We start from the raw sequence: 19,016 nt of genomic DNA, 5'->3' as shown, positions 1-19,016 counted from the left end.
AACAGAGCGCCGGGAATGGGCGCTCTAATAGCCATTAATCAGAAAATCAATCGCATCTCGAAGTTCTGCCCTGTTTGCGGTCAGATCTCCCACAAAGTTACCCACATTCTTCACAGGTATGCCTGTCATCATGTACGTCATCACCACATAGGCTTGCCCACCAATGCTAACAACCGGGCAAATTTTAGCTGGCGGGACTTCGTTGGGAAACTGGCTTAGCGCTATAACGGGTGCGACCAGTACATGCTGCAAAACAGCGGCCACCGGATGCTGTAAGCTAATTAAAAACGGATAAACGCTTTTTCCACTTCCTGTATTCTCATAAGCGCAATACTGCTCCATCAGAATGTCCTTTGAAAATCACTGAACGAACCGTTTTCTTCCACCCATTGATTTAATGCTTCTATCGATTTTCTATTATCCCGCAACCATTCTTCGCGTTTGTTCTCGCGAAATTTTTCGATTAGGGCTTCGGTTAAAACCGCTGACAGATTGATTTTAAGCTTGCGCGCCTCTTCCAGGATCTCTGGAGCCAGAGAGACATTAACTGATTTTTTTACCTTAGACATAGTGCGCATGATAACCCCCATAGCAGTGCGCATGACATACCTAAGGTTAGCGTAATAAGCGAGCATTTCCTATTCCCCGACCAGCAAATCATCATGTCACACTAAGATGGTTGCACAGGTCTGTCACGCCCCGAAGAAGAAGTCTGCGAGGCGCTTTCCAGATTAGTTTAGGGAGTCGCTGACAAACAATTGCTGGTCAGCTTTCGCTTCCAAATGCGCCAGCGCGGGAATCAACTGGCTGATGTTTACCAGACTGTGTCCTAACTGGCATATGCTCTCATACGCAAAATGTTCCTGACCTTCACCCGCCATTGTCAGCAGGCTTTCGCCCATAAAATTCAGCGTATGGTACAGCCCTGCCAGAGCTTCCTCACAGCCGAATGACAGCGCCAGATTTTCTTCGGTGGTGAGATGGCGACAATCAAGATGGCGAAACGCCTCGGCGAGTGGAGAATAAAGCAGATCGGCCTGTGGAATGGGAGAAGAAGACGCAAAACAGGCGTTAGTGGTACTATTAGCATCAGCCATAGCATTACCTCGTATAATGTTGTGGTAAGACGCCCTGATCGTGTTCCCGCACTTTCGGGGCGTTGTCATTTTTGGTGTGTGAGAGTAATGTGTCATCACACATACTCACACTACTCTTGTGTAATTAAGGTGTCAACACACATGAACGAAAGAAGAGGCAATCCCCCGTTTCAATTCCGTCTGGATCCGGAACTGCGCAAAGCGATGGAAGAAGCACAGCGGCAGGCTGGCGATGAATCGTTGGCAGCCTGGATTAAACGTGTAATTAGAAAAGAGTTGAAGCAGAAAGGGATCGAAGTCTAGCGATCGGCATTCTGTATCGTTTTCTTGAGGTGTGCTTAGAGCGGGCTGCGGACATTGGTAAGGTCTTACTTACATCGTGGCGTTTTGAGCAGCTTTGAGCAGCAATAGTGCTGCCAGAGCGATGGTGACTCTTCCTTCCAGTAAACCAAAATAGCTCAACCACAAAAACCAATCCGTTTGATTTTTCGCCGCTTTAACGAAATAATCCTTATCAAATACATGGGATAAGGAACAAACGGAATGTTCACTCTTTACATGAGGTGGGATGCTGAGCGAGAACTGGCTCCAAGTGATATTCAGTTCATTCTATCGCCACGAGATGCGCTGGATATGGCGAGCATCTTTTACGAACTGGATTACCTGGAATATGACCAGCGCAACCGCATTCTGCCTCACAGCGTCCCGAAGCGACGGAGAGGGGTTTACCACCGATTCGCAACACAACCCTACAAACGCAAGCGTCTTACTGAATACGACGGACTCTATGATGAGGTGAAATGGAATCTGGAGCTCGGCTGGATGGTCGGCGTTAACACTAAGGAAAAATGGGATCACTTCCGCAATCCGTTCTATTTCGATGATGAAAGTAATCTGATTTATGACTGCTTTATGGACATCTACAGCGAGGGTTTTCAGCAGGCAGTGCGTCAAATCTACGAATATAGCCTCAACGAGCATCAAGGAAGGAAGCCGCCTCCGACAATTAAACATCACGATTCCGATGCCCCTATACAGCGCGCTCAGGCGGGTAAAACTATTAATAGTAAAGCAGCCGGGAGGCTTTTGGCGGCTGGCGGTATCTATAATGGCAACATTGAGGGATTCCATCAGGCGGCAGAACAACTCGGTGGTGATGCTCTAGCGGGTTACGATCAGGTCATGGACAACAAGGGATTACTCATTACTGCCGCTTCGGCAGCAGCCGCACTGACGATGGGAAAAATGCGGTTCCCTGAGCTGGATGAGTTTGAATATTTCGGGGCCAGGGGCACTTTCTCAGGAAGACCATTCGATCCAGAATTGGCTGGGGGCCCAATAGAAAACCTAACAACTGATGGTGTAATTATTACACACAAAGGGATAGCCACAGTTGAAAAGCACATATCTCGCTTTGGTCCTGACAGTGCCAATGATTTTATGGTTGATAGACTAAAAAAAGCCGCTAATGGCGAAACACCCCTGAGCAAGTAGACTTAAATTACTACGCACATGAGTGTCGGGAATTCGAGCGCTACTGCAATTTAGGTTGGGAAACAGGTAGGCCAGTCGATGACATTGAAGCCCACACTCTGTGGAACAACACACATACAGCCACCCTTGAAGATTATAAGTTAAGCGGTGCCATAGAAGACCTATACCATCCGGACGCCCCATTATGGTAAATAATACTGAACTGAATATCCTGAAATTATTAGCTTCCAGAGACGATGTTAATTGGACTTGGTACAACCTTGATAGAGCAATGAGCATCAGAAAAATGGATGGCATTGGCAACGTTGCAAGGCTTGTCTCCAATCTATCAGAGGCCGGGTTAGTGGACATTGTTCCGGGAACAACTGGTGGGATGAATTATTATCGCGTATCTGAAAAGGGCCATAACTTACTGAATGATATTAACGAGCAACATCTGGTCGATTTACCATAACACCCGTTGCAAGGCTTACGTGAAAAGCCCGCATTCCAACTGCGGGCTTAAGGTGTAGTGGTCAACTAAGACGGATCACTGAGTTAGCGTTTTTTCCAGTATTGGTTTTCCGATTCGTTTGGTGGTAACTCACCATTATATTCATGCATCCTGAGCACACTGTAATACCCAACGATATAATCCGTTATTGCCTAGGCTGTATCACTCCCTGCAAAACAATCCATTCACTTTTAGAAAACCGCTGACACTGCGAGCCTCCGCTCCTGACAAAAAGCCCCTCTATCCCCTATTATTGTTTCCCGAATCAAGCATAACATCTGAAAAATGACGCATTACTGCGAGGCGCTTTCCTGTTTATGCCCACCAGCATTTCCTCTTACCTCCCAGTTTTTTATTCTCTACTTTCAACTTGTCAATTCAAAATGTAGTTTATAAAATACATGGAACATAATCATGGAAATTCTTCAGACCACGGTTTTCCAACGCTGGGAGCAGAATCTGCGAGATCGCAGGGCCAAAACGCGCATTGCCGCACGACTTTTTCGACTGGCGAATGGTTTAGCTGGCGATGTTAAACCTGTAGGTGAATGCTCGCTCATTCACTGGATTATCAGGAGATCTACCGTCATGAATAAACTTACTCACAACGATCCCGCGACTGCGCTGGTTGATGATGAAGAAATTGCTGTATTTATGGCGGATGCCCTCGAAACAGGCGATGCAACGTACATTGCAAAAGCGTTGGGCGTGGTGGCACGCGCTAAGGGAATGGCGAACATCGCGGCAGAAACGGGATTATCCCGCGAACAACTCTATCGCTCGTTTAGCGAGAAAGGAAACCCGACGCTGAAAACCACGCTGGCAGTGATGAAGGCGCTCGGTATTGGATTGACGGTTAAGGTTTAAAGTTGGATATCAGCCAAATTTCACTTTCAGCTTTCCTGACATATTGCCCTCTTTCCCGACAACAATCTCTACATCACGGCCCAGTCTCACCAGGCATTCGAGCATCTTTGCTTCACTGATACCACGAAACTGACCACGTAGCAGGTTGGAAAGTTTAGGCTGCGTCATTCCCAGTAGCTGCGCAGCCTGCTGCTGCGTTAACCCTTTGCATTGCAAAATCTCACCAATCACCATTGCCAGTTGCGCCTTCAACTGCATCTGTTCCGCGTCATACTCACCCAAATCAGCGTAAACGTTGCCGCTACTGGTTTCGATATCATGTGACATATCCACTCTCCTGCGCATGCCGCTGTGCAGCCTTAAGCCGCTGGTAAATCAAGTTAATTTCGGGTTTCGGCGTTGCCTTCCCGGAAACAGATTTTTTCTGAAAAACATGCAGAACATAAACTGCATTTTTCAACTGGATAGTGTAAACCGCCCGCCATGTGTTGCCGTGATAATCCTCTACAACTTCCAGAACTCCCGCCCCACCAAATCCTTTTAACGGTTTAGTCTGTGAATGCTGCTTACCCTGCTGCGCCAGCCAAAGAGCAAACCCAAACGTATCCCGAACATGTTCTGGCATTCCCTGTAGATCTTTCCTGGCATGCCCAACCCAGTAAAGTGGTTTCGTCATCCCTCCCCCTTAATTATATCCATATAGGTATAAAACACCATCACCCGCCTGAAGAATAAATCAACAATCTCGTTTTCAGCCGAATTAAAACGCCAGTCTGCGAGCCGCTTTCCAGAACCTCACTTCCAACATCGTGAGCCATATCAGTGAGGCGTTATACTGACGGTGGTAACATGACTGCGGTTTGTAATTTTCTGATTACATGGAGAAATGATGGAACTGCTTTTATTGAGTAACTCGACGCTGCCGGGCAAAGGCTGGATGGAACATGCGCTTCCGCTGATCGCAGAGCAACTGAATGATCGCCGTACGGCGGTGTTTATTCCGTTCGCCGGCGTGACGCAAACCTGGGATGAGTACACGGCGAAAACGGCAGCCATCTTTGCGCCAATGGGCGTTAACGTTACCGGTATTCATACCGTTGCCGATCCAATTGCAGCCATTGCAAACGCAGAGCTGGTGATTGTCGGCGGGGGTAACACCTTCCAGTTGCTGAAAGAGAGCCGCGAGCGCGGGCTGCTGACGCCGATTGTGGATGTCGTCAAACGCGGTGCGCTGTATATCGGCTGGAGCGCGGGTTCCAACCTCGCCTGCCAGACCATCCGCACCACCAACGACATGCCGATTGTCGATCCCAAAGGATTTGATGCGCTGGGTCTGTTCCCGCTGCAGATTAACCCACATTTCACCAACGCGCTGCCGGAAGGCCACAAAGGCGAAACGCGTGAACAGCGTATTCGCGAGCTGCTGGTGGTTGCACCAGAGCTGACAGTGATTGGCTTGCCGGAAGGTAACTGGATTAAGGTGAGTAACGGTCAATCTGTGCTCGGCGGCCCAAACACCACGTACATCTTTAAAGCGGGTGAAGAGGCGGTTGCTGTTGAAGCAGGCCACTGCTTTTAGTTGATTTGTTGTCTGATGCCGGATGGCGGCTTCGCGTTATCCGGGCTACAACTGTAGGCCTGATAAGCGCAGCGCCATCAGGCAGTTCAGCGCACATTGCCGGATGGCGGCATAAATGCCTTATCCGGCCTACCGCTTCACCTCACTCAATAATCATCCCGCTCATCGTCTTCATCCGACTGTTCCAGCACGCTGTAGGCCACGGAGCAAAACAGCGAGTTCAGACGCTGCATATCGCCCAACAGCGCCAGATGCAGGGAACTGGTCTCGATGCTTTGCACGTTCTGCTGATGCAGTCGGTCAACGTGCGCGTGCGAATAACGACGGTTGAGAATACGGAAGCGATGCTTGCTGCGGCGTAGACGACGGGCGCTGGTCACATCGCCGGAGAAGAACACCGACATCGCCAGCTGCAGATTGCTGAGCAGCTGATCGTAAAGCGCATCCAGCTCTTTCAGCCCTTCGACAGAGAATGCCCGACGGGCGGCCAGCGACTTATCGGCAATCTCACTCCCCATGCGCTCGACGATATCGGAAGCCTGTTCGAGGTTGAGCGACATTTCGATGATCTCCGCCCAACGGCGTGACTCCTCTTCCGCCAGTTCATCCTTTGGCATCCGCGCCAAATAGAGCTTAATCGCCGTGTACAGCACGTTGATGTCATCCGCCATCCTGCGCAACTCTTTCTCTTCGCGCGGCTCGCCGTGCATCACCTTCTTCAGCCCGTCCATCATCTGTTCCATGGCGTCGCCAATACGCAGGGCTTCACGGGCGGCATTCGCCAGCGCGAGCGTCGGCGTATCCAGCGCACTGACGTCCAAGTGTTTGGGCTTCAGATGCGCATCCAGCTCCGGTTCATCGCGGATGATGCGCTTACAAAAACGCGCCATCGGTTCAGCGAACGGTACCATCGCCACACAGCGTACCAGGTTGTAGAAGACGTGGAAGTAGATAACCAGTTCAGATTTCGGCAGCGGTAACTCATCCATCAAATTCGCCAACGGATGAACAAACGGCAGGATAATCAGGCTGCCCACCAGCTTAAACAGCAGACTGCCGAGCGCCACACGACGGGCAGCGGCATTCGCAGCACTGTTGTTGAGCATCGCCAACAGGCCAGAGCCGAGGTTAGCCCCAATCACCAGACATAACGCTACCGGGAACGAGATAATGCCTGCGGCGGTCAGCGTTGCCGTCAACAGCACCGCCGCCAGGCTGGAGTAGCTGATAATCGCAAACATGGCGCCAATCAGCGCATCCAGCATGATATCGCCGGTAAGTGAGGCGAAAATAACCTGTACGCCGTTAGCCTGAGTGATCGGCGTTACCGCCTGCACAATCAGCTCCAGCGCCAGCAAAATCAACCCCAGACCAATGCCTACCCGGCCCAGCTGTCCGGCACGAGACTGCTTGCGCCCAAGAAAGAAAATGACGCCGATAAAAATCAGCAAGGGTGACAGCCAGGAGAGATCGAAGGTCAGGATACGCGCCATCAGCGCGGTCCCCACGTCGGCGCCGAGCACAATCACCAGCGCAGGGGTGAGCGCCACCAGATCCTGCGCGACGAACGAGGTCACCAGCATAGTGGTCGCGTTGCTGCTTTGCACCAGAGCAGTAACGCCGATCCCCGCGCAAAAGGCGAGCGGCTTCTTTTCAACACTACGGCTGAGTACGGTGCGTAAACGAGCGCCGAAGACGCGCATCACACCCGTACGCACAATATGCGTACCCCAAACCAGCATCGCGACGGCAGAAAGCAGGTGTAACAGAGTTAACACGGAATCAGGTACTCCTTATCGTTATATGTTCCTGGGCTCGGCGCGGATAGCGTGCCTGATGGCGCTGCGCTTATCAGGCCTACAGAATGTCCCTTGTAGGCCGGATAAGGCGTTTACGCCGCCATCCGGCAAACAGCGCTCGCGAACCTTCTTTCAGTATAAGGGTTTAAACGTAATAAAGAGACAGGGCACTCATTGAGCGCCCTGTTTGTTGTAAAGAAAGATGACAGTTTTGTGAATCAATCGGCATCGTAGCCGAGATTCGGCGCTAACCAGCGCTCAACCTCCGCTACGCTCATCCCTTTACGGAAGGCGTAATCTTCAACCTGATCGCGCTGAATTTGCGCCACGGCGTAGTATTTGCTGTCCGGATGACTGAAATACCAGCCGGAGACCGACGCACCTGGCCACATCGCGAAGGATTCGGTGAGCTTCATTCCGGTGTGCGTTTCCACATCCAGCAGTTCCCAGATGGTGGCTTTTTCGGTATGTTCCGGGCACGCCGGATAACCCGGCGCCGGACGAATCCCCTGGTAGTTCTCGCGAATTAGCTCTTCATTACTGAGGTTCTCGTTTGCCGCATAACCCCAGTAGACTTTACGCACGCGCTCGTGCAGATATTCCGCGAATGCTTCCGCCAGACGGTCGGCGATCGCTTTCACCATAATCTTGTTGTAGTCGTCATGCTGGGCTTCGAAGGCGTCCGCCAGCGCATCTTCCTCCAGACCACCGGTAACTGCGAAAGCCCCAATGTAATCAGCTTTGCCGCTCAGTTTCGGCGCGACAAAGTCAGACAAGCAGTAGTTGGCGAAACCGACTTTTTCCGTCTGCTGACGTAGGTGATGGCTCACGTTGATGACGTGCGTCCGCGTCTCGTCACGGTAAATCTCGATGTCATCACCCACGCGGTTGGCCGGGAATAAACCCACCACACCGCGCGGATTCAGGGTCTTCTCTGCGCTGAGTTTATCGAGCATGTCGTTGGCGTCTTTGAACAGGCGCTTCGCCTCTTCCCCCACCACTTCATCCTCGAGGATGCGCGGATATTTTCCCGCCAGCGACCAGGTCATAAAGAACGGCGTCCAGTCGATGTAGTTACGCAGCGTTTCGATGCTGGCTTCGACTGGCTGTACGCCGAGGCGGTGCGCCACCGGCGGCGTGTAGTTTTCCCAGTCAAACGCCAGATCGTTTTCACGCGCGGCTGCCAGCGTTACCGGCGGGGTACGCGGTTTTTTACGCGCGTGCTGGATACGCACGGTTTCGTACTCTTTACGTGTACGGGCGACAAAATCATCGCGCTGGGTGTCAGAGAGCAGCGCGGCCACGACACCCACGGTACGCGAGGCGTTCTGCACGTAAACCGTCGGGCCGCTATAGTTCTGCTCGATTTTTACCGCCGTGTGCGCTTTCGAGGTGGTCGCGCCGCCAATCAGCAGCGGAATAGTGAAGCCCTGACGCTCCATCTCTTTCGCCACGTTGACCATTTCGTCCAGCGACGGGGTGATAAGCCCGGAAAGGCCAATCAGATCGGCATTCACTTCACGCGCGGTTCTGAGGATTTTCTCCGCAGGCACCATCACGCCAAGGTCGACGATTTCGTAGTTGTTACATTGCAGCACCACGCCGACGATATTTTTACCGATATCGTGCACATCGCCCTTCACGGTCGCGATGACCATCTTGCCATTGCTGGAGCCTTTCTCTTTGCTGGCCTCAATGTACGGTTCGAGGTAGGCCACTGCCTGCTTCATCACGCGGGCGGATTTCACCACCTGCGGCAGGAACATTTTGCCCTCGCCGAACAGGTCGCCAACCACGTTCATGCCGTCCATCAACGGCCCTTCAATCACTTCAATAGGGCGGGCAGCCTGCTGACGCGCTTCTTCGGTATCCAGTTCAATAAATTCAGTTATGCCTTTCACCAGCGAGTATTCGAGGCGCTTTTTCACGTCCCAACTGCGCCATTCCGCCATCTGAGCATTGGCAGTCTCGTCGGTTTTGCTGCCGCGATATTTCTCGGCCAGCTCCAGCAGACGCTCGGTGCCATCGTCACGACGATTGAGGATCACATCTTCAACCGCATCGCGCAGCTCGGCGGGCAGGTCATCGTAAATTGCCAGTTGTCCGGCGTTGACGATCCCCATGTCCATGCCGTTGCGAATGGCGTAGTAGAGGAATACCGCGTGAATGGCTTCACGTACCGGGTCGTTGCCACGGAACGAGAATGAAACGTTAGAAACGCCGCCGGAGATCAGCGCGTGCGGCAGTTCGCGTTTGATGTCTTCACAGGCACCGATAAAGTCCTGCGCATAGTTGTTGTGTTCCTCAATGCCGGTCGCCACCGCAAAGATGTTCGGGTCGAAGATAATGTCTTCCGGCGGGAAACCGACGTCTTCGGTCAAAATTTTGTAGGCGCGACGGCAGATCTCAATTTTGCGCGCGCGGGTGTCAGCCTGGCCCTGCTCGTCAAAGGCCATCACCACCACCGCGGCACCGTAGCGACGCAGCAGCTTCGCGTGATGAATAAAGGTCTCAACCCCCTCTTTCATCGAGATGGAGTTAACGATGCCTTTGCCCTGAATGCACTTCAGCCCTTTTTCGATAACGTCCCATTTTGATGAGTCGATCATAATCGGCACCCGGGCGATATCCGGTTCACCGGCAATCAGGTTGAGGAAACGCACCATCGCCGCTTCGGCGTCGAGCATCCCCTCATCCATGTTGATATCGATAATCTGTGCACCGCTTTCTACCTGCTGGCGGGCGACGTCCAGCGCCTCGCTGTATTTCTCTTCTTTGATCAGACGCTTAAACTTCGCCGAACCGGTAACGTTGGTCCGTTCGCCGACGTTTACAAACAGGCTGTCATTGCCGATGTTCAGCGGTTCGAGGCCAGACAGGCGGCAGGCCACCGGGATTTCCGGCAGCCGGCGCGGCGGCAGCCCGTCAACCGCACGGCTCATCGCAGCGATATGTTCCGGCGTGGTGCCGCAGCAGCCGCCAACAACATTCAGGAAACCCGCCTCGGCCCATTCGCGGATTTGCACCGCCATGGTGTCGGCATCGAGATCGTACTCACCAAAGGCGTTCGGCAGCCCAGCATTCGGGTGCGCGGTAACGTAGCATTCGGCAATGCGCGACAGTTCCTGCACGTACTGGCGCAGTTCATCCGGCCCTAAGGCGCAGTTCAGACCAAAAGTCAGCGCATCGGCGTGGCGTAGGGAGTTGTAGAATGCCTCGGTGGTCTGGCCGGAGAGCGTACGCCCGGAAGCGTCGGTGATGGTGCCGGAGAGCATAATCGGCAGCTCAACACCCAGCGCTTCGAATTCAGTTTTAACCGCGAAAATGGCGGCTTTGGCGTTGAGGGTATCGAAGACGGTTTCAATCAGGATCAGATCGCTGCCGCCTTCCACCAGCGCTTTGGTGGATTCCCGGTAGGCGGCCACCAGCTGATCAAAGGTAATATTGCGGTAAGCTGGGTCGTTGACGTCGGGCGAGATAGACGCCGTACGGTTGGTTGGGCCAAGCACGCCCGCGACGTAGCGCGGTTTGTTCGGCGTGCGCGCCGTCCATTCGTCTGCCGCCGCGCGCGCCAGTTTGGCTGCCGCAAAGTTGATTTCCGCCGACAGGGATTCCATCTGGTAATCCGCCATGGCGATAGTGGTGGAGTTAAAGGTGTTGGTCTCGATGATATCCGCACCCGCCTCGAAGTAGGCGTGGTGAATCGCGGCTATCACCTCCGGTTTGCTGAGCACCAGCAGGTCGTTGTTGCCTTTCAGATCGCATGGCCAGTCGGCAAAGCGTTCGCCGCGGAAATCCTCTTCGCTCAGACGATATCCCTGGATCATGGTGCCCATACCGCCGTCCAGCACCAGAATACGTTCATTTAACTGCTGACGTAATTGTTCAACTTTGCTGCTCACACTCGCTCCCGACAACGCTCAACCAGACCGAAAAAAACTCAACAGGCCATACTGGCACAAACCTGAGAGGCGGAAAAGAGAACAACGGCCAACATGAGACATGTTCAGCTTCACTCATCCGATCAGTACAGGAATTCTTGCATTATATTTGAATAAAACGAAAATGATTTCCACGATACAGAAAAGGAGTCTGCCATGGTTGCCCCCGTTCCCGCGAAACGCGGTAGAAAACCCGCCGCTACCACTGCGCCCGCAACCGGGCAGGTTCAGTCCCTGACGCGTGGCCTGAAGCTGCTCGAGTGGATTGCGGAATCCAACGGAAGCGTGGCGCTGACCGAGCTGGCGCAGCAGGCCGGCCTGCCAAACTCCACGACTCACCGATTGTTGACCACCATGCAGCAGCAGGGATTTGTTCGTCAGGTCGGTGAATTAGGCCACTGGGCCGTGGGCGCACATGCGTTTATCGTCGGCAGCAGCTTTCTGCAAAGCCGTAATCTGCTGGCGATTGTCCACCCAATCCTGCGCAAACTGATGGAAGATTCCGGTGAAACGGTCAACCTCGCCGTGCTGGATCAAAGCGACCATCAGGCGATTATTATCGACCAGGTGCAGTGCACCCAACTGATGCGCATGTCCGCGCCCATCGGCGGCAAACTGCCGATGCACGCCTCCGGGGCGGGCAAAGCGTTTTTATCCCAGCTGAGCGAAGAACAGGTGACTGGGTTGCTGCACCGTAAAGGTCTGCACGCCTACACTCACGCCACGCTGGTGTCACCGGTGCATCTGAAAGAGGATCTCGCCCAGACACGTAAGCGCGGCTATTCCTTTGATGATGAGGAACATGCGCTGGGCCTGCGTTGCGTGGCGTCGTGCATCTATGACGAGCACCGCCAGCCGTTCGCCGCCATTTCCATCTCCGGCCCGATTTCGCGCATTACCGACGATCGCGTGACCGAGTTTGGCGCCATGGCGATCAAAGCGGCGAAAGAAGTGACGCTGGCGTATGGCGGCATTAAATAAACAAAATGCCCCAAAGGGGGCATTTTCGGTAGGCCTGATAAGCGTAGCGCCATCAGGCAGATCGGCGCACATTTCCGGATGGCGGCGCAAGCGCCTTATCCGGCCTACGGTCGGTTTCATAACGCACGCTGAACCGTTGCCGACGACGGTAGGCGTAGACATCTTCCACGTGCCCTTCCCGGATCCGCGTTTGCAAACCCCGCCAGTAGTCGGCGTTGAACAAGTCAGCGTGCATCTCTTCAAATAGCGGACCAATACGCGGGTCAGCACACAGCCAGTGGCGAAACTCTTCCGGGAAGACATCCCCTGGCGATACGCTGTACCACGGCTCGGCGCTCATCTCATCTTCCGGATAACGCGGAGGCGGGATATGGCGGAAATTCACCTCCGTCATATAGCAAATTTCGTCGTAGTCATAGAACACCACGCGCCCGTGACGGGTCACGCCGAAGTTCTTAAACAGCATATCGCCTGGGAAAATATTGGCGGCGGCCAGCTGACGAATCGCGTTGCCGTACTCTTCAATGGCATCGCGCAGTTGCTGGCCTTCGACCTGTTCCAGCCAGATATTCAGCGGCACCATCCGCCGTTCAATATACAGATGGCGAATGACAATCTGATCGCCGAGATCGGTAATTTTTTCCGGGGCTTCCTGCAATAACAGCGCCATCAGTGCCGGATCGATTTGCCGTTTATCCAGCACAAAGTTCTCGAACTCCTGGGTGTCAGCCATCCGCCCAACGCGATCATGCTCTTTAACCAGTTGATAACAGGCGCGGACGTGGGCGGCAGACATCTCTTTTTGCGGCGCAAATTTGTCTTTGATAACTTTAAACACCCGATCAAAGCCCGGTAGAGTAAACACCAGCATCACCATGCCGCGAATCCCCGGCGCTTCGATAAATTGCTCATCGCAATGGGCAAGATAGAGCAGATATTCACGGTAGCTTTCGGTTTTGGCGTGCTTCTGGCAGCCAATCGCCATATACAATTCAGCGGTGGTTTTACCGGGCAGGATCTCGCGCAACCACTCCACCAGTGCCGCGGGCAACGGTGCATACACCATGAAATAGGAACGAGCAAAGCCAAAAACAATGCTCGCCTCCGCCGTCGTGGTCAGGCAGGTATCGACAAACAGCTCGCCTTCGTCTGTCCGGTGAATTGGCAGTAAAAACGGCAGCGTCCCGGAAGGGGTAATCAGCTTCCCGACCAGCCAGGCGGCCTTATTGCGATAAAACAGCTCGTTCGCCACCTGCAAATGACAGCGCGGCAACACATTTTCACCAAAGGTTTCCGTCAGGTGTTCAATGATGTAGTGAATATCCCGATGTTTATTCTGCCACGGCAGACGCAGGGGGAGATCGCTGAGTACGCGCGTAAGGAGCCCTTCCCAGCCTGAATCAGGAAAAAAGTCTTTCGCCAGCGGGCGCGGAATGGTACGAAAACGGCGTTCCGGTTGAGAGCTAAAAATAAACAGCCGCTCGGGCGTCAGCGAGCGGTGGTCAAATAATCGGCAGTAAACGGAGTTAAAAAAACTCTCCGCAATCTCGAAGCGTGGGTAATCCGGCAAGAGCCGGGTGTAATGCTCTTTCACGCGAAGTAAAAAATCCGCGTCGGTACTTTTGCCGTCAGTAATGCAGCGCAGCTGCTCCACCACCAGACCCACGTGGTGATCGTAAAGGTGAATACGGCTTTTCATCGCCTGCTGAACCGCATGCCAGTCGGCATGTTCAAAACGCTGCTGCGCGCCGGAGGTGACTTCCAGAAAACGCCCGTACTGGGCGTCGAAACCTTGCAAAATCGTTTGGGCAATCAGGAGTTCCAGGCCACGCGTCATCTTTCGCCCTCATTGCCGGATGGCGGCTCACGCCTTATCCGGCCTACATTTTCGGGTAGGCCGGATAAGCGCGAGCGCCATCCGGCATTCATCAGAACTGCGATTCTTCAGTCGAGCCGGTCAGCGCGGTAACGGATGACGCGCCACCCTGAATAATGGTCGTCACTTTGTCGAAGTATCCAGTGCCCACTTCCTGCTGATGGGACACGAAGGTGTAACCGTCTTTCGCCGCCGCAAATTCTGGCTGCTGAACTTTCTCAACGTAGTGGCGCATGCCTTCACCCTGCGCATAGGAGTGTGCGAGGTCGAACATGTTGAACCACATGCTATGAATGCCCGCCAGAGTAATAAACTGATACTTATAGCCCATGTCTGACAGCTGCTGCTGGAAGCTGGCAATGGTTTTGTCATCCAGGTTTTTCTGCCAGTTAAACGATGGCGAACAGTTGTAGGCCAGCAGTTTGCCCGGGTATTTGGCGTGGATCGCATCGGCAAAGCGCTTCGCCAGTTCGAGATCCGGCGTGGAGGTTTCACACCACACCAGATCCGCATAAGGTGCATAGGCCAGACCACGGCTGATCGCCTGCTCAATACCCGCATGCGTACGGTAGAACCCTTCGCTGGTACGTTCGCCGGTGATGAACTCGCTGTCGTATGGGTCGCAGTCAGACGTTATCAGATCGGCTGCGTCAGCATCAGTACGCGCAATAACCAGCGTCGGAACGCCCATCACGTCGGCTGCCAGACGGGCGGCCACCAGTTTCTGGATAGCTTCCTGAGTCGGCACCAGAACTTTGCCGCCCATGTGACCACATTTTTTTACCGATGCGAGCTGATCTTCGAAGTGAACGGCCGCTGCACCAGCCTCAATCATCGATTTCATCAGTTCAAACGCGTTCAGTACGCCGCCAAAACCCGCTTCCGCATCGGCGACGATCGGCAGGAAGTAATCCACATAGCGCGGATCGTTCGGTTCAATACCTGTTGACCATTGGATCTGATCGGCGCGACGGAATGTGTTGTTGATCCGATCCACCACTGCCGGGACGGAGTTCGCCGGATACAGCGATTGGTCCGGGTACATGCTGGAGGCCAGGTTGGCATCTGCCGCCACCTGCCAGCCTGAAAGGTAGACCGCTTCAATACCGGCTTTCGCCTGCTGCAGCGCCTGGCCGCCGGTCAGCGCGCCGAGGCTGTTGATATAGCCTTTCTTCGATTCACCGTGCAGCAAACGCCACATTTTCGCTGCGCCAAGCTGCGCCAGCGTGCATTCCGGGTTGACCGAGCCACGTAATTTCACCACTTCCTCCGCGCTATATGGGCGGGTAATGCCTTCCCAGCGCGGTTGTGTCCATTCTTTCTGTAATTCTTCGATTTGTTGGGTACGGGTTTTCATGTGCAGATGCTCCATATTGTTTTGTGGTGGATTACGCAAGCAGGCGGTAACCTGGCAGGGTGAGGAAGTCGATTAAGTCATCTGATGTGGTGATTTGCTCCATCAGGCGCGCGGCATCGTCAAAACGCCCGCTGCTGTAGCGGTGTTCGCCCAGCTCGTCCTGAATCACCAGCATCTCTTCAGCCAGCATCTGGCGGAACAGCGGCTTGGTCACCGGTTTGCCATTGCTGAGCGTTTTCTGGTGGTGGATCCACTGCCAGATGGAGGTACGGGAGATTTCGGCGGTGGCCGCATCTTCCATCAGACCGTAAATCGGTACGCAGCCGTTGCCGGAGATCCACGCTTCGATGTACTGCACCGCCACACGGATGTTGGCGCGCATGCCTTCTTCAGTACGTTCACCTTCACAAGGCGCCAGCAGTTGTTCTGCGGTAATCGGCGCATCTTCTTCACGGGTCACGAACAGCTGATTTTTGTTTTCACCGAGTACGTCGTTGAACACCGCCATTGCGGTATCTGCCAGTCCCGGATGAGCAATCCAAGTGCCGTCATGACCGTTATTGGCTTCCAGCGCTTTGTCCGCTTTGACTTTGGTCAGCACCTGGTTGTTACGTTCCGCATCTTTGCTGGGAATGAACGCCGCCATGCCGCCCATCGCGAACGCGCCGCGTTTATGGCAGGTTTTAATCAGCAGGCGCGAATAGGCGCTGAGGAATGGCTTATCCATCGTCACCACCTGACGGTCTGGCAACACGCGATCCGGGTGGTTCTTCAGCGTTTTGATATAGCTGAAAATGTAGTCCCAGCGACCGCAGTTCAGGCCGACAATGTGGTCACGCAGCGCGTGCAGAATTTCGTCCATCTGGAAAACGGCCGGCAGCGTTTCAATCAGCAGAGTCGCTTTAATGGTGCCACGCGGCAGATTAAAGCGATCCTCCGCATAGCTGAACACTTCGCTCCACCATGCTGCTTCTTGCCAGGCTTGCGTTTTTGGCAGATAGAAATAAGGACCACTGCCTTTTGCCAGCAACGCTTTGTAGTTGTGGAAGAAATAGAGGGCAAAGTCGAACAGGCTGCCCGGGATGGATTCACCACGCCAGGTGACATGTTTTTCCGGCAGATGCAGGCCGCGAACGCGACACACCAACAGGGCTGGATTGGGTTTGAGCTGATAAATTTTACCGGCTTCGTTGGTGTAACTAATGGTGCCATTGACCGCATCGCGCAGGTTGATCTGCCCGTCGATTACTTTGCTCCACCCAGGAGCCAGCGAATCTTCAAAATCAGCCATAAAGACTTTGACGTTCGCGTTCAGCGCGTTGATGACCATCTTGCGCTCAACAGGCCCGGTTATCTCTACGCGGCGATCCAGTAAATCATCAGGAATACCGCGAATTTTCCAGTTACCTTCACGAATGGAAGCTGTTTCCGAAATAAAGTCAGGCAACTTACCGTCATCAATATCCTGCTGCTGTTGGATACGTGCAGCCAGAAGTTTATTGCGTTTTGGCGTAAATCTTGTCACCAGCTCGGTCAGAAACTCTACCGCTTCAGCGGTCAGAATCTGCTGTTCCTGTTCGTCACGCGGCATGATGAAGACCAGTTCATCGGTTGTCGTTGCCTGTTGATTCATTGCGTAGTTCCTCATCATTGATCCAAACACATCCCCAATGCGAACGAAGGATCGTTGTGCGGTTTTCGTTCAGCACAACTAAGACTACTCATTTAAATTTCAAAATCAAAAACAATTTCCATTTTTAATTTAATTATCAATTAACCTATTGATAACAATATAAATAAAATTTAATTACACCGTGAGGTGCGTTTCGGAAATAAAAAAGGCACCCGAAGGTGCCTGATTCAACATGCTGAAACGCTTAAGGATCGTCTGCTACAGAAGATTAATCCAGCGTTGGATTCATGTGACGCAGATCATATGGCGTGATCTGGTAGACGTAATAGTTGAGCCAGTTAGTAAACAACAGATTGCCGTGGCTGCGCCAGGTTGCCCGCGGTTTGTTTTGCGGGTCATCTTTCGGGAAGTAGTTATAGGGTACTTCCGGCGTCAGGCCCGCTTCGACGTCACGAAAATACTCACTGCCGAGCGTATGGGCGTCATATTCCGGATGGCCCGTCACAAAGGCAATACGTTTATCTTTGCTGGCAAACAGGTAGGCATCTCCCTCTTCTGTCTCGGCAAAAATCTCGAGATCGGTGTAGTCGCGAATAAGCGCAGCAGGAAAATCGGCATAGCGCGAATGCGGAGCTAGGAACGCATCATCGAATCCACGCGTCAGCAGCGCATGAGGATGCAGAATATGGTGCTCATAGACGCCTGAGAGTTTGTCCGTACGGGTTTGCTTAGGAATTCCGTACAGGATATTCAGCGCGGCCTGCACCGCCCAACAAACAAATAGCGTTGAGGTAACGTGATCTTTCGCCCATTCAAGCACTTGTTGAATCTGCGGCCAGTAAGCCACGTCATTAAATTCAACCAGACCCAACGGCGCGCCGGTCACGATCAGTCCGTCAAAGTTCTGATCGCTGATATCTTCGAAATTACAGTAAAAGTTATTCAGATGCTCCGTAGGGGTATTGCGTGACTCGCGAGCATCGATGCGCAATAGCTGAACATCTACCTGTAGTGGTGAGTTAGACAGTAAGCGCAGGAACTGGTTTTCCGTTTCAATCTTCTTGGGCATCAGGTTGAGGATGAGCACCTTCAGTGGTCGAATTTCCTGACCGGAAGCGCGGGATGTCGTCATCACAAAGACGTTTTCCTCACGTAAGAAACTGACGGCGGGTAGCTCGTCCTGCACGCGAATTGGCATAACCTGATAACCTCACTACATACGTTTAAACGTTTAGACATCCAGACAGCTGAAGATACCCAGGAATCATGCGAATGTCGAGCCTGCATGTTCAAGTTGAGAAAGTTTCACGGTTCCTTGCTGTAGAATAGTGCAGTAAACATAAAAGGAGAATGCTATGGCCCTGACCATTCGTCGTTCACGCCGGGACGAAGGCGAGAAGTTAGTTTCTATCTGGTGTCGTTCAGTCGATGCGACGCACCATTTCCTCTCACCGGATTACCGAATTGAGCTGGAAGAGCTGGTACGTTCATTTTTACCAGAAGCTCCACTATGGGTTGCAGTAACGGAAAAGGATGAGCCAGTCGCCTTTATGCTCCTGACCGATAAGCATATAGATGCTCTGTTTGTTGATCCGGATATGCGCGGTAGCGGTGTCGGTAAACTGCTGATTGAACATGCTTTATCGTTAACATCGACACTGACAACTGACGTTAACGAACAAAATGATCAAGCGGTGGGGTTTTATAAGAAAATGGGCTTTAAAGTGACGGGACGCACGGAAGTAGACGATCTCGGACGACCGTATCCGTTACTCAGCCTCGTACACGGGTAGCCGTACTTCCGGATAACTGCTGCACGCCGCACAGACGCAAAAAAGCCCATCCGTCAGGATGGGCTTCTTCACTTTAATTAATGCCTGGCAGTTCCCTACTCTCGCA

The 19,016-nt window shown here is 53.0% G+C and carries 17 protein-coding genes and 1 pseudogene; 7 read left to right on the top strand and 11 right to left on the bottom strand.

What is annotated here, in order from left to right; all coding sequences use genetic code 11:
- Positions 1 to 24: 24 nt before the first annotated feature.
- The 3 genes from OGX91_RS17725 to OGX91_RS17715 form a co-directional block, all read right to left on the bottom strand.
- Complete coding sequence (locus OGX91_RS17725) at positions 25 to 342, bottom strand: CcdB family protein (RefSeq protein ID WP_003841409.1); 318 nt, start codon at positions 340 to 342, stop codon at positions 25 to 27.
- On the bottom strand, positions 342 to 635 hold the full coding sequence (locus OGX91_RS17720) for a type II toxin-antitoxin system CcdA family antitoxin (RefSeq protein ID WP_182289546.1): 294 nt from the start codon (positions 633 to 635) through the stop codon (positions 342 to 344). Before OGX91_RS17720 ends, OGX91_RS17725 begins: the two co-directional genes overlap by 1 nt.
- 96 nt (positions 636 to 731) lie before the next feature.
- Positions 732 to 1,097 carry a hypothetical protein gene (locus tag OGX91_RS17715; protein ID WP_286627056.1) on the bottom strand — a complete coding sequence of 122 codons (366 nt, stop codon included), beginning with the start codon at positions 1,095 to 1,097 and terminating at the stop codon, positions 732 to 734.
- A gap of 141 nt (positions 1,098 to 1,238) precedes the next feature.
- On the opposite strand from OGX91_RS17715, the gene OGX91_RS17710 reads away from it, so the two are divergent.
- From OGX91_RS17710 to OGX91_RS17690, 4 genes and pseudogenes are all read left to right on the top strand, one after another.
- Positions 1,239 to 1,400, top strand: a complete 162-nt coding sequence (locus OGX91_RS17710) for a hypothetical protein (RefSeq protein ID WP_005132808.1) — start codon at positions 1,239 to 1,241, stop codon at positions 1,398 to 1,400.
- 240 nt (positions 1,401 to 1,640) lie between these two features.
- A pseudogene (locus tag OGX91_RS17705) lies at positions 1,641 to 2,782 on the top strand (DUF8093 domain-containing protein).
- On the top strand, positions 2,776 to 3,045 hold the full coding sequence (locus OGX91_RS17700; RefSeq protein ID WP_040229864.1) for a hypothetical protein: 270 nt from the start codon (positions 2,776 to 2,778) through the stop codon (positions 3,043 to 3,045). Before OGX91_RS17705 ends, OGX91_RS17700 begins: the two are co-directional and overlap by 7 nt.
- Positions 3,046 to 3,672: 627 nt before the next feature.
- Complete coding sequence (locus tag OGX91_RS17690) at positions 3,673 to 3,951, top strand: addiction module antidote protein (protein ID WP_005132814.1); 279 nt, start codon at positions 3,673 to 3,675, stop codon at positions 3,949 to 3,951.
- A 9-nt stretch (positions 3,952 to 3,960) separates the two neighbouring features.
- On the opposite strand, the gene OGX91_RS17685 is transcribed toward OGX91_RS17690, so the two are convergent.
- A complete protein-coding gene (locus OGX91_RS17685; RefSeq protein WP_286627054.1) occupies positions 3,961 to 4,278 on the bottom strand; it encodes a helix-turn-helix domain-containing protein in 318 nt (105 codons plus the stop codon).
- Entirely contained in the window at positions 4,268 to 4,627 is a 360-nt protein-coding gene (locus tag OGX91_RS17680; RefSeq protein ID WP_005132818.1) for a type II toxin-antitoxin system RelE/ParE family toxin, read from the bottom strand. The genes OGX91_RS17685 and OGX91_RS17680 overlap by 11 nt, the downstream gene beginning before the upstream one ends.
- Positions 4,628 to 4,840: 213 nt before the next feature.
- On the opposite strand from OGX91_RS17680, the gene pepE reads away from it, so the two are divergent.
- Positions 4,841 to 5,530 (top strand): dipeptidase PepE, encoded by a 690-nt coding sequence (gene pepE, locus OGX91_RS17675; protein ID WP_155021956.1) that lies wholly within the window; start codon positions 4,841 to 4,843, stop codon positions 5,528 to 5,530.
- Between the two features lie 146 nt (positions 5,531 to 5,676).
- Here the strand turns inward: pepE and OGX91_RS17670 are convergent, their stop codons facing one another.
- Together OGX91_RS17670 and metH are read right to left on the bottom strand one after the other, a co-directional pair.
- Positions 5,677 to 7,308 carry a Na/Pi cotransporter family protein gene (locus OGX91_RS17670; protein WP_286627053.1) on the bottom strand — a complete coding sequence of 544 codons (1,632 nt, stop codon included), beginning with the start codon at positions 7,306 to 7,308 and terminating at the stop codon, positions 5,677 to 5,679.
- A gap of 239 nt (positions 7,309 to 7,547) precedes the next feature.
- The gene (gene metH / locus OGX91_RS17665) at positions 7,548 to 11,231 is read right to left on the bottom strand and encodes a methionine synthase (protein ID WP_286627051.1); all 3,684 of its coding nucleotides are present in this window, start codon (positions 11,229 to 11,231) and stop codon (positions 7,548 to 7,550) included.
- A gap of 195 nt (positions 11,232 to 11,426) precedes the next feature.
- Here metH and iclR point away from each other — a divergent pair, with 195 nt between their 5' ends.
- Positions 11,427 to 12,251: a glyoxylate bypass operon transcriptional repressor IclR gene (gene iclR / locus OGX91_RS17660; protein ID WP_005132825.1), complete on the top strand. Its 825-nt coding sequence runs from the start codon at positions 11,427 to 11,429 to the stop codon at positions 12,249 to 12,251.
- Positions 12,252 to 12,303: 52 nt separating this feature from the next.
- On the opposite strand, the gene aceK is transcribed toward iclR, so the two are convergent.
- The 4 genes from aceK to metA all read right to left on the bottom strand — a co-directional run bounded on the left by aceK (position 12,304) and on the right by metA (position 18,315).
- A complete protein-coding gene (gene aceK / locus OGX91_RS17655; RefSeq protein ID WP_286627048.1) occupies positions 12,304 to 14,088 on the bottom strand; it encodes a bifunctional isocitrate dehydrogenase kinase/phosphatase in 1,785 nt (594 codons plus the stop codon).
- Positions 14,089 to 14,179: 91 nt separating this feature from the next.
- Positions 14,180 to 15,484: an isocitrate lyase gene (gene aceA, locus OGX91_RS17650; protein WP_003826506.1), complete on the bottom strand. Its 1,305-nt coding sequence runs from the start codon at positions 15,482 to 15,484 to the stop codon at positions 14,180 to 14,182.
- Positions 15,485 to 15,515: 31 nt separating this feature from the next.
- The gene (gene aceB / locus OGX91_RS17645) at positions 15,516 to 17,117 is read right to left on the bottom strand and encodes a malate synthase A (protein WP_286627047.1); all 1,602 of its coding nucleotides are present in this window, start codon (positions 17,115 to 17,117) and stop codon (positions 15,516 to 15,518) included.
- Positions 17,118 to 17,385: 268 nt separating this feature from the next.
- Positions 17,386 to 18,315: a homoserine O-acetyltransferase MetA gene (gene metA / locus OGX91_RS17640; RefSeq protein ID WP_005132837.1), complete on the bottom strand. Its 930-nt coding sequence runs from the start codon at positions 18,313 to 18,315 to the stop codon at positions 17,386 to 17,388.
- A gap of 157 nt (positions 18,316 to 18,472) precedes the next feature.
- Here metA and OGX91_RS17635 point away from each other — a divergent pair, with 157 nt between their 5' ends.
- Complete coding sequence (locus tag OGX91_RS17635; RefSeq protein WP_005132840.1) at positions 18,473 to 18,910, top strand: acetyltransferase; 438 nt, start codon at positions 18,473 to 18,475, stop codon at positions 18,908 to 18,910.
- Positions 18,911 to 19,016: the final 106 nt, after the last annotated feature.

The organism is Citrobacter sp. Cpa228, assembly GCF_030333085.1.
GTDB classification, from domain to species: Bacteria; Pseudomonadota; Gammaproteobacteria; order Enterobacterales; family Enterobacteriaceae; genus Citrobacter; species Citrobacter pasteurii.
The sequence above is the reverse complement of the archived record's forward strand: the minus strand, read 5'-3'. Positions and strand labels throughout refer to the sequence as shown.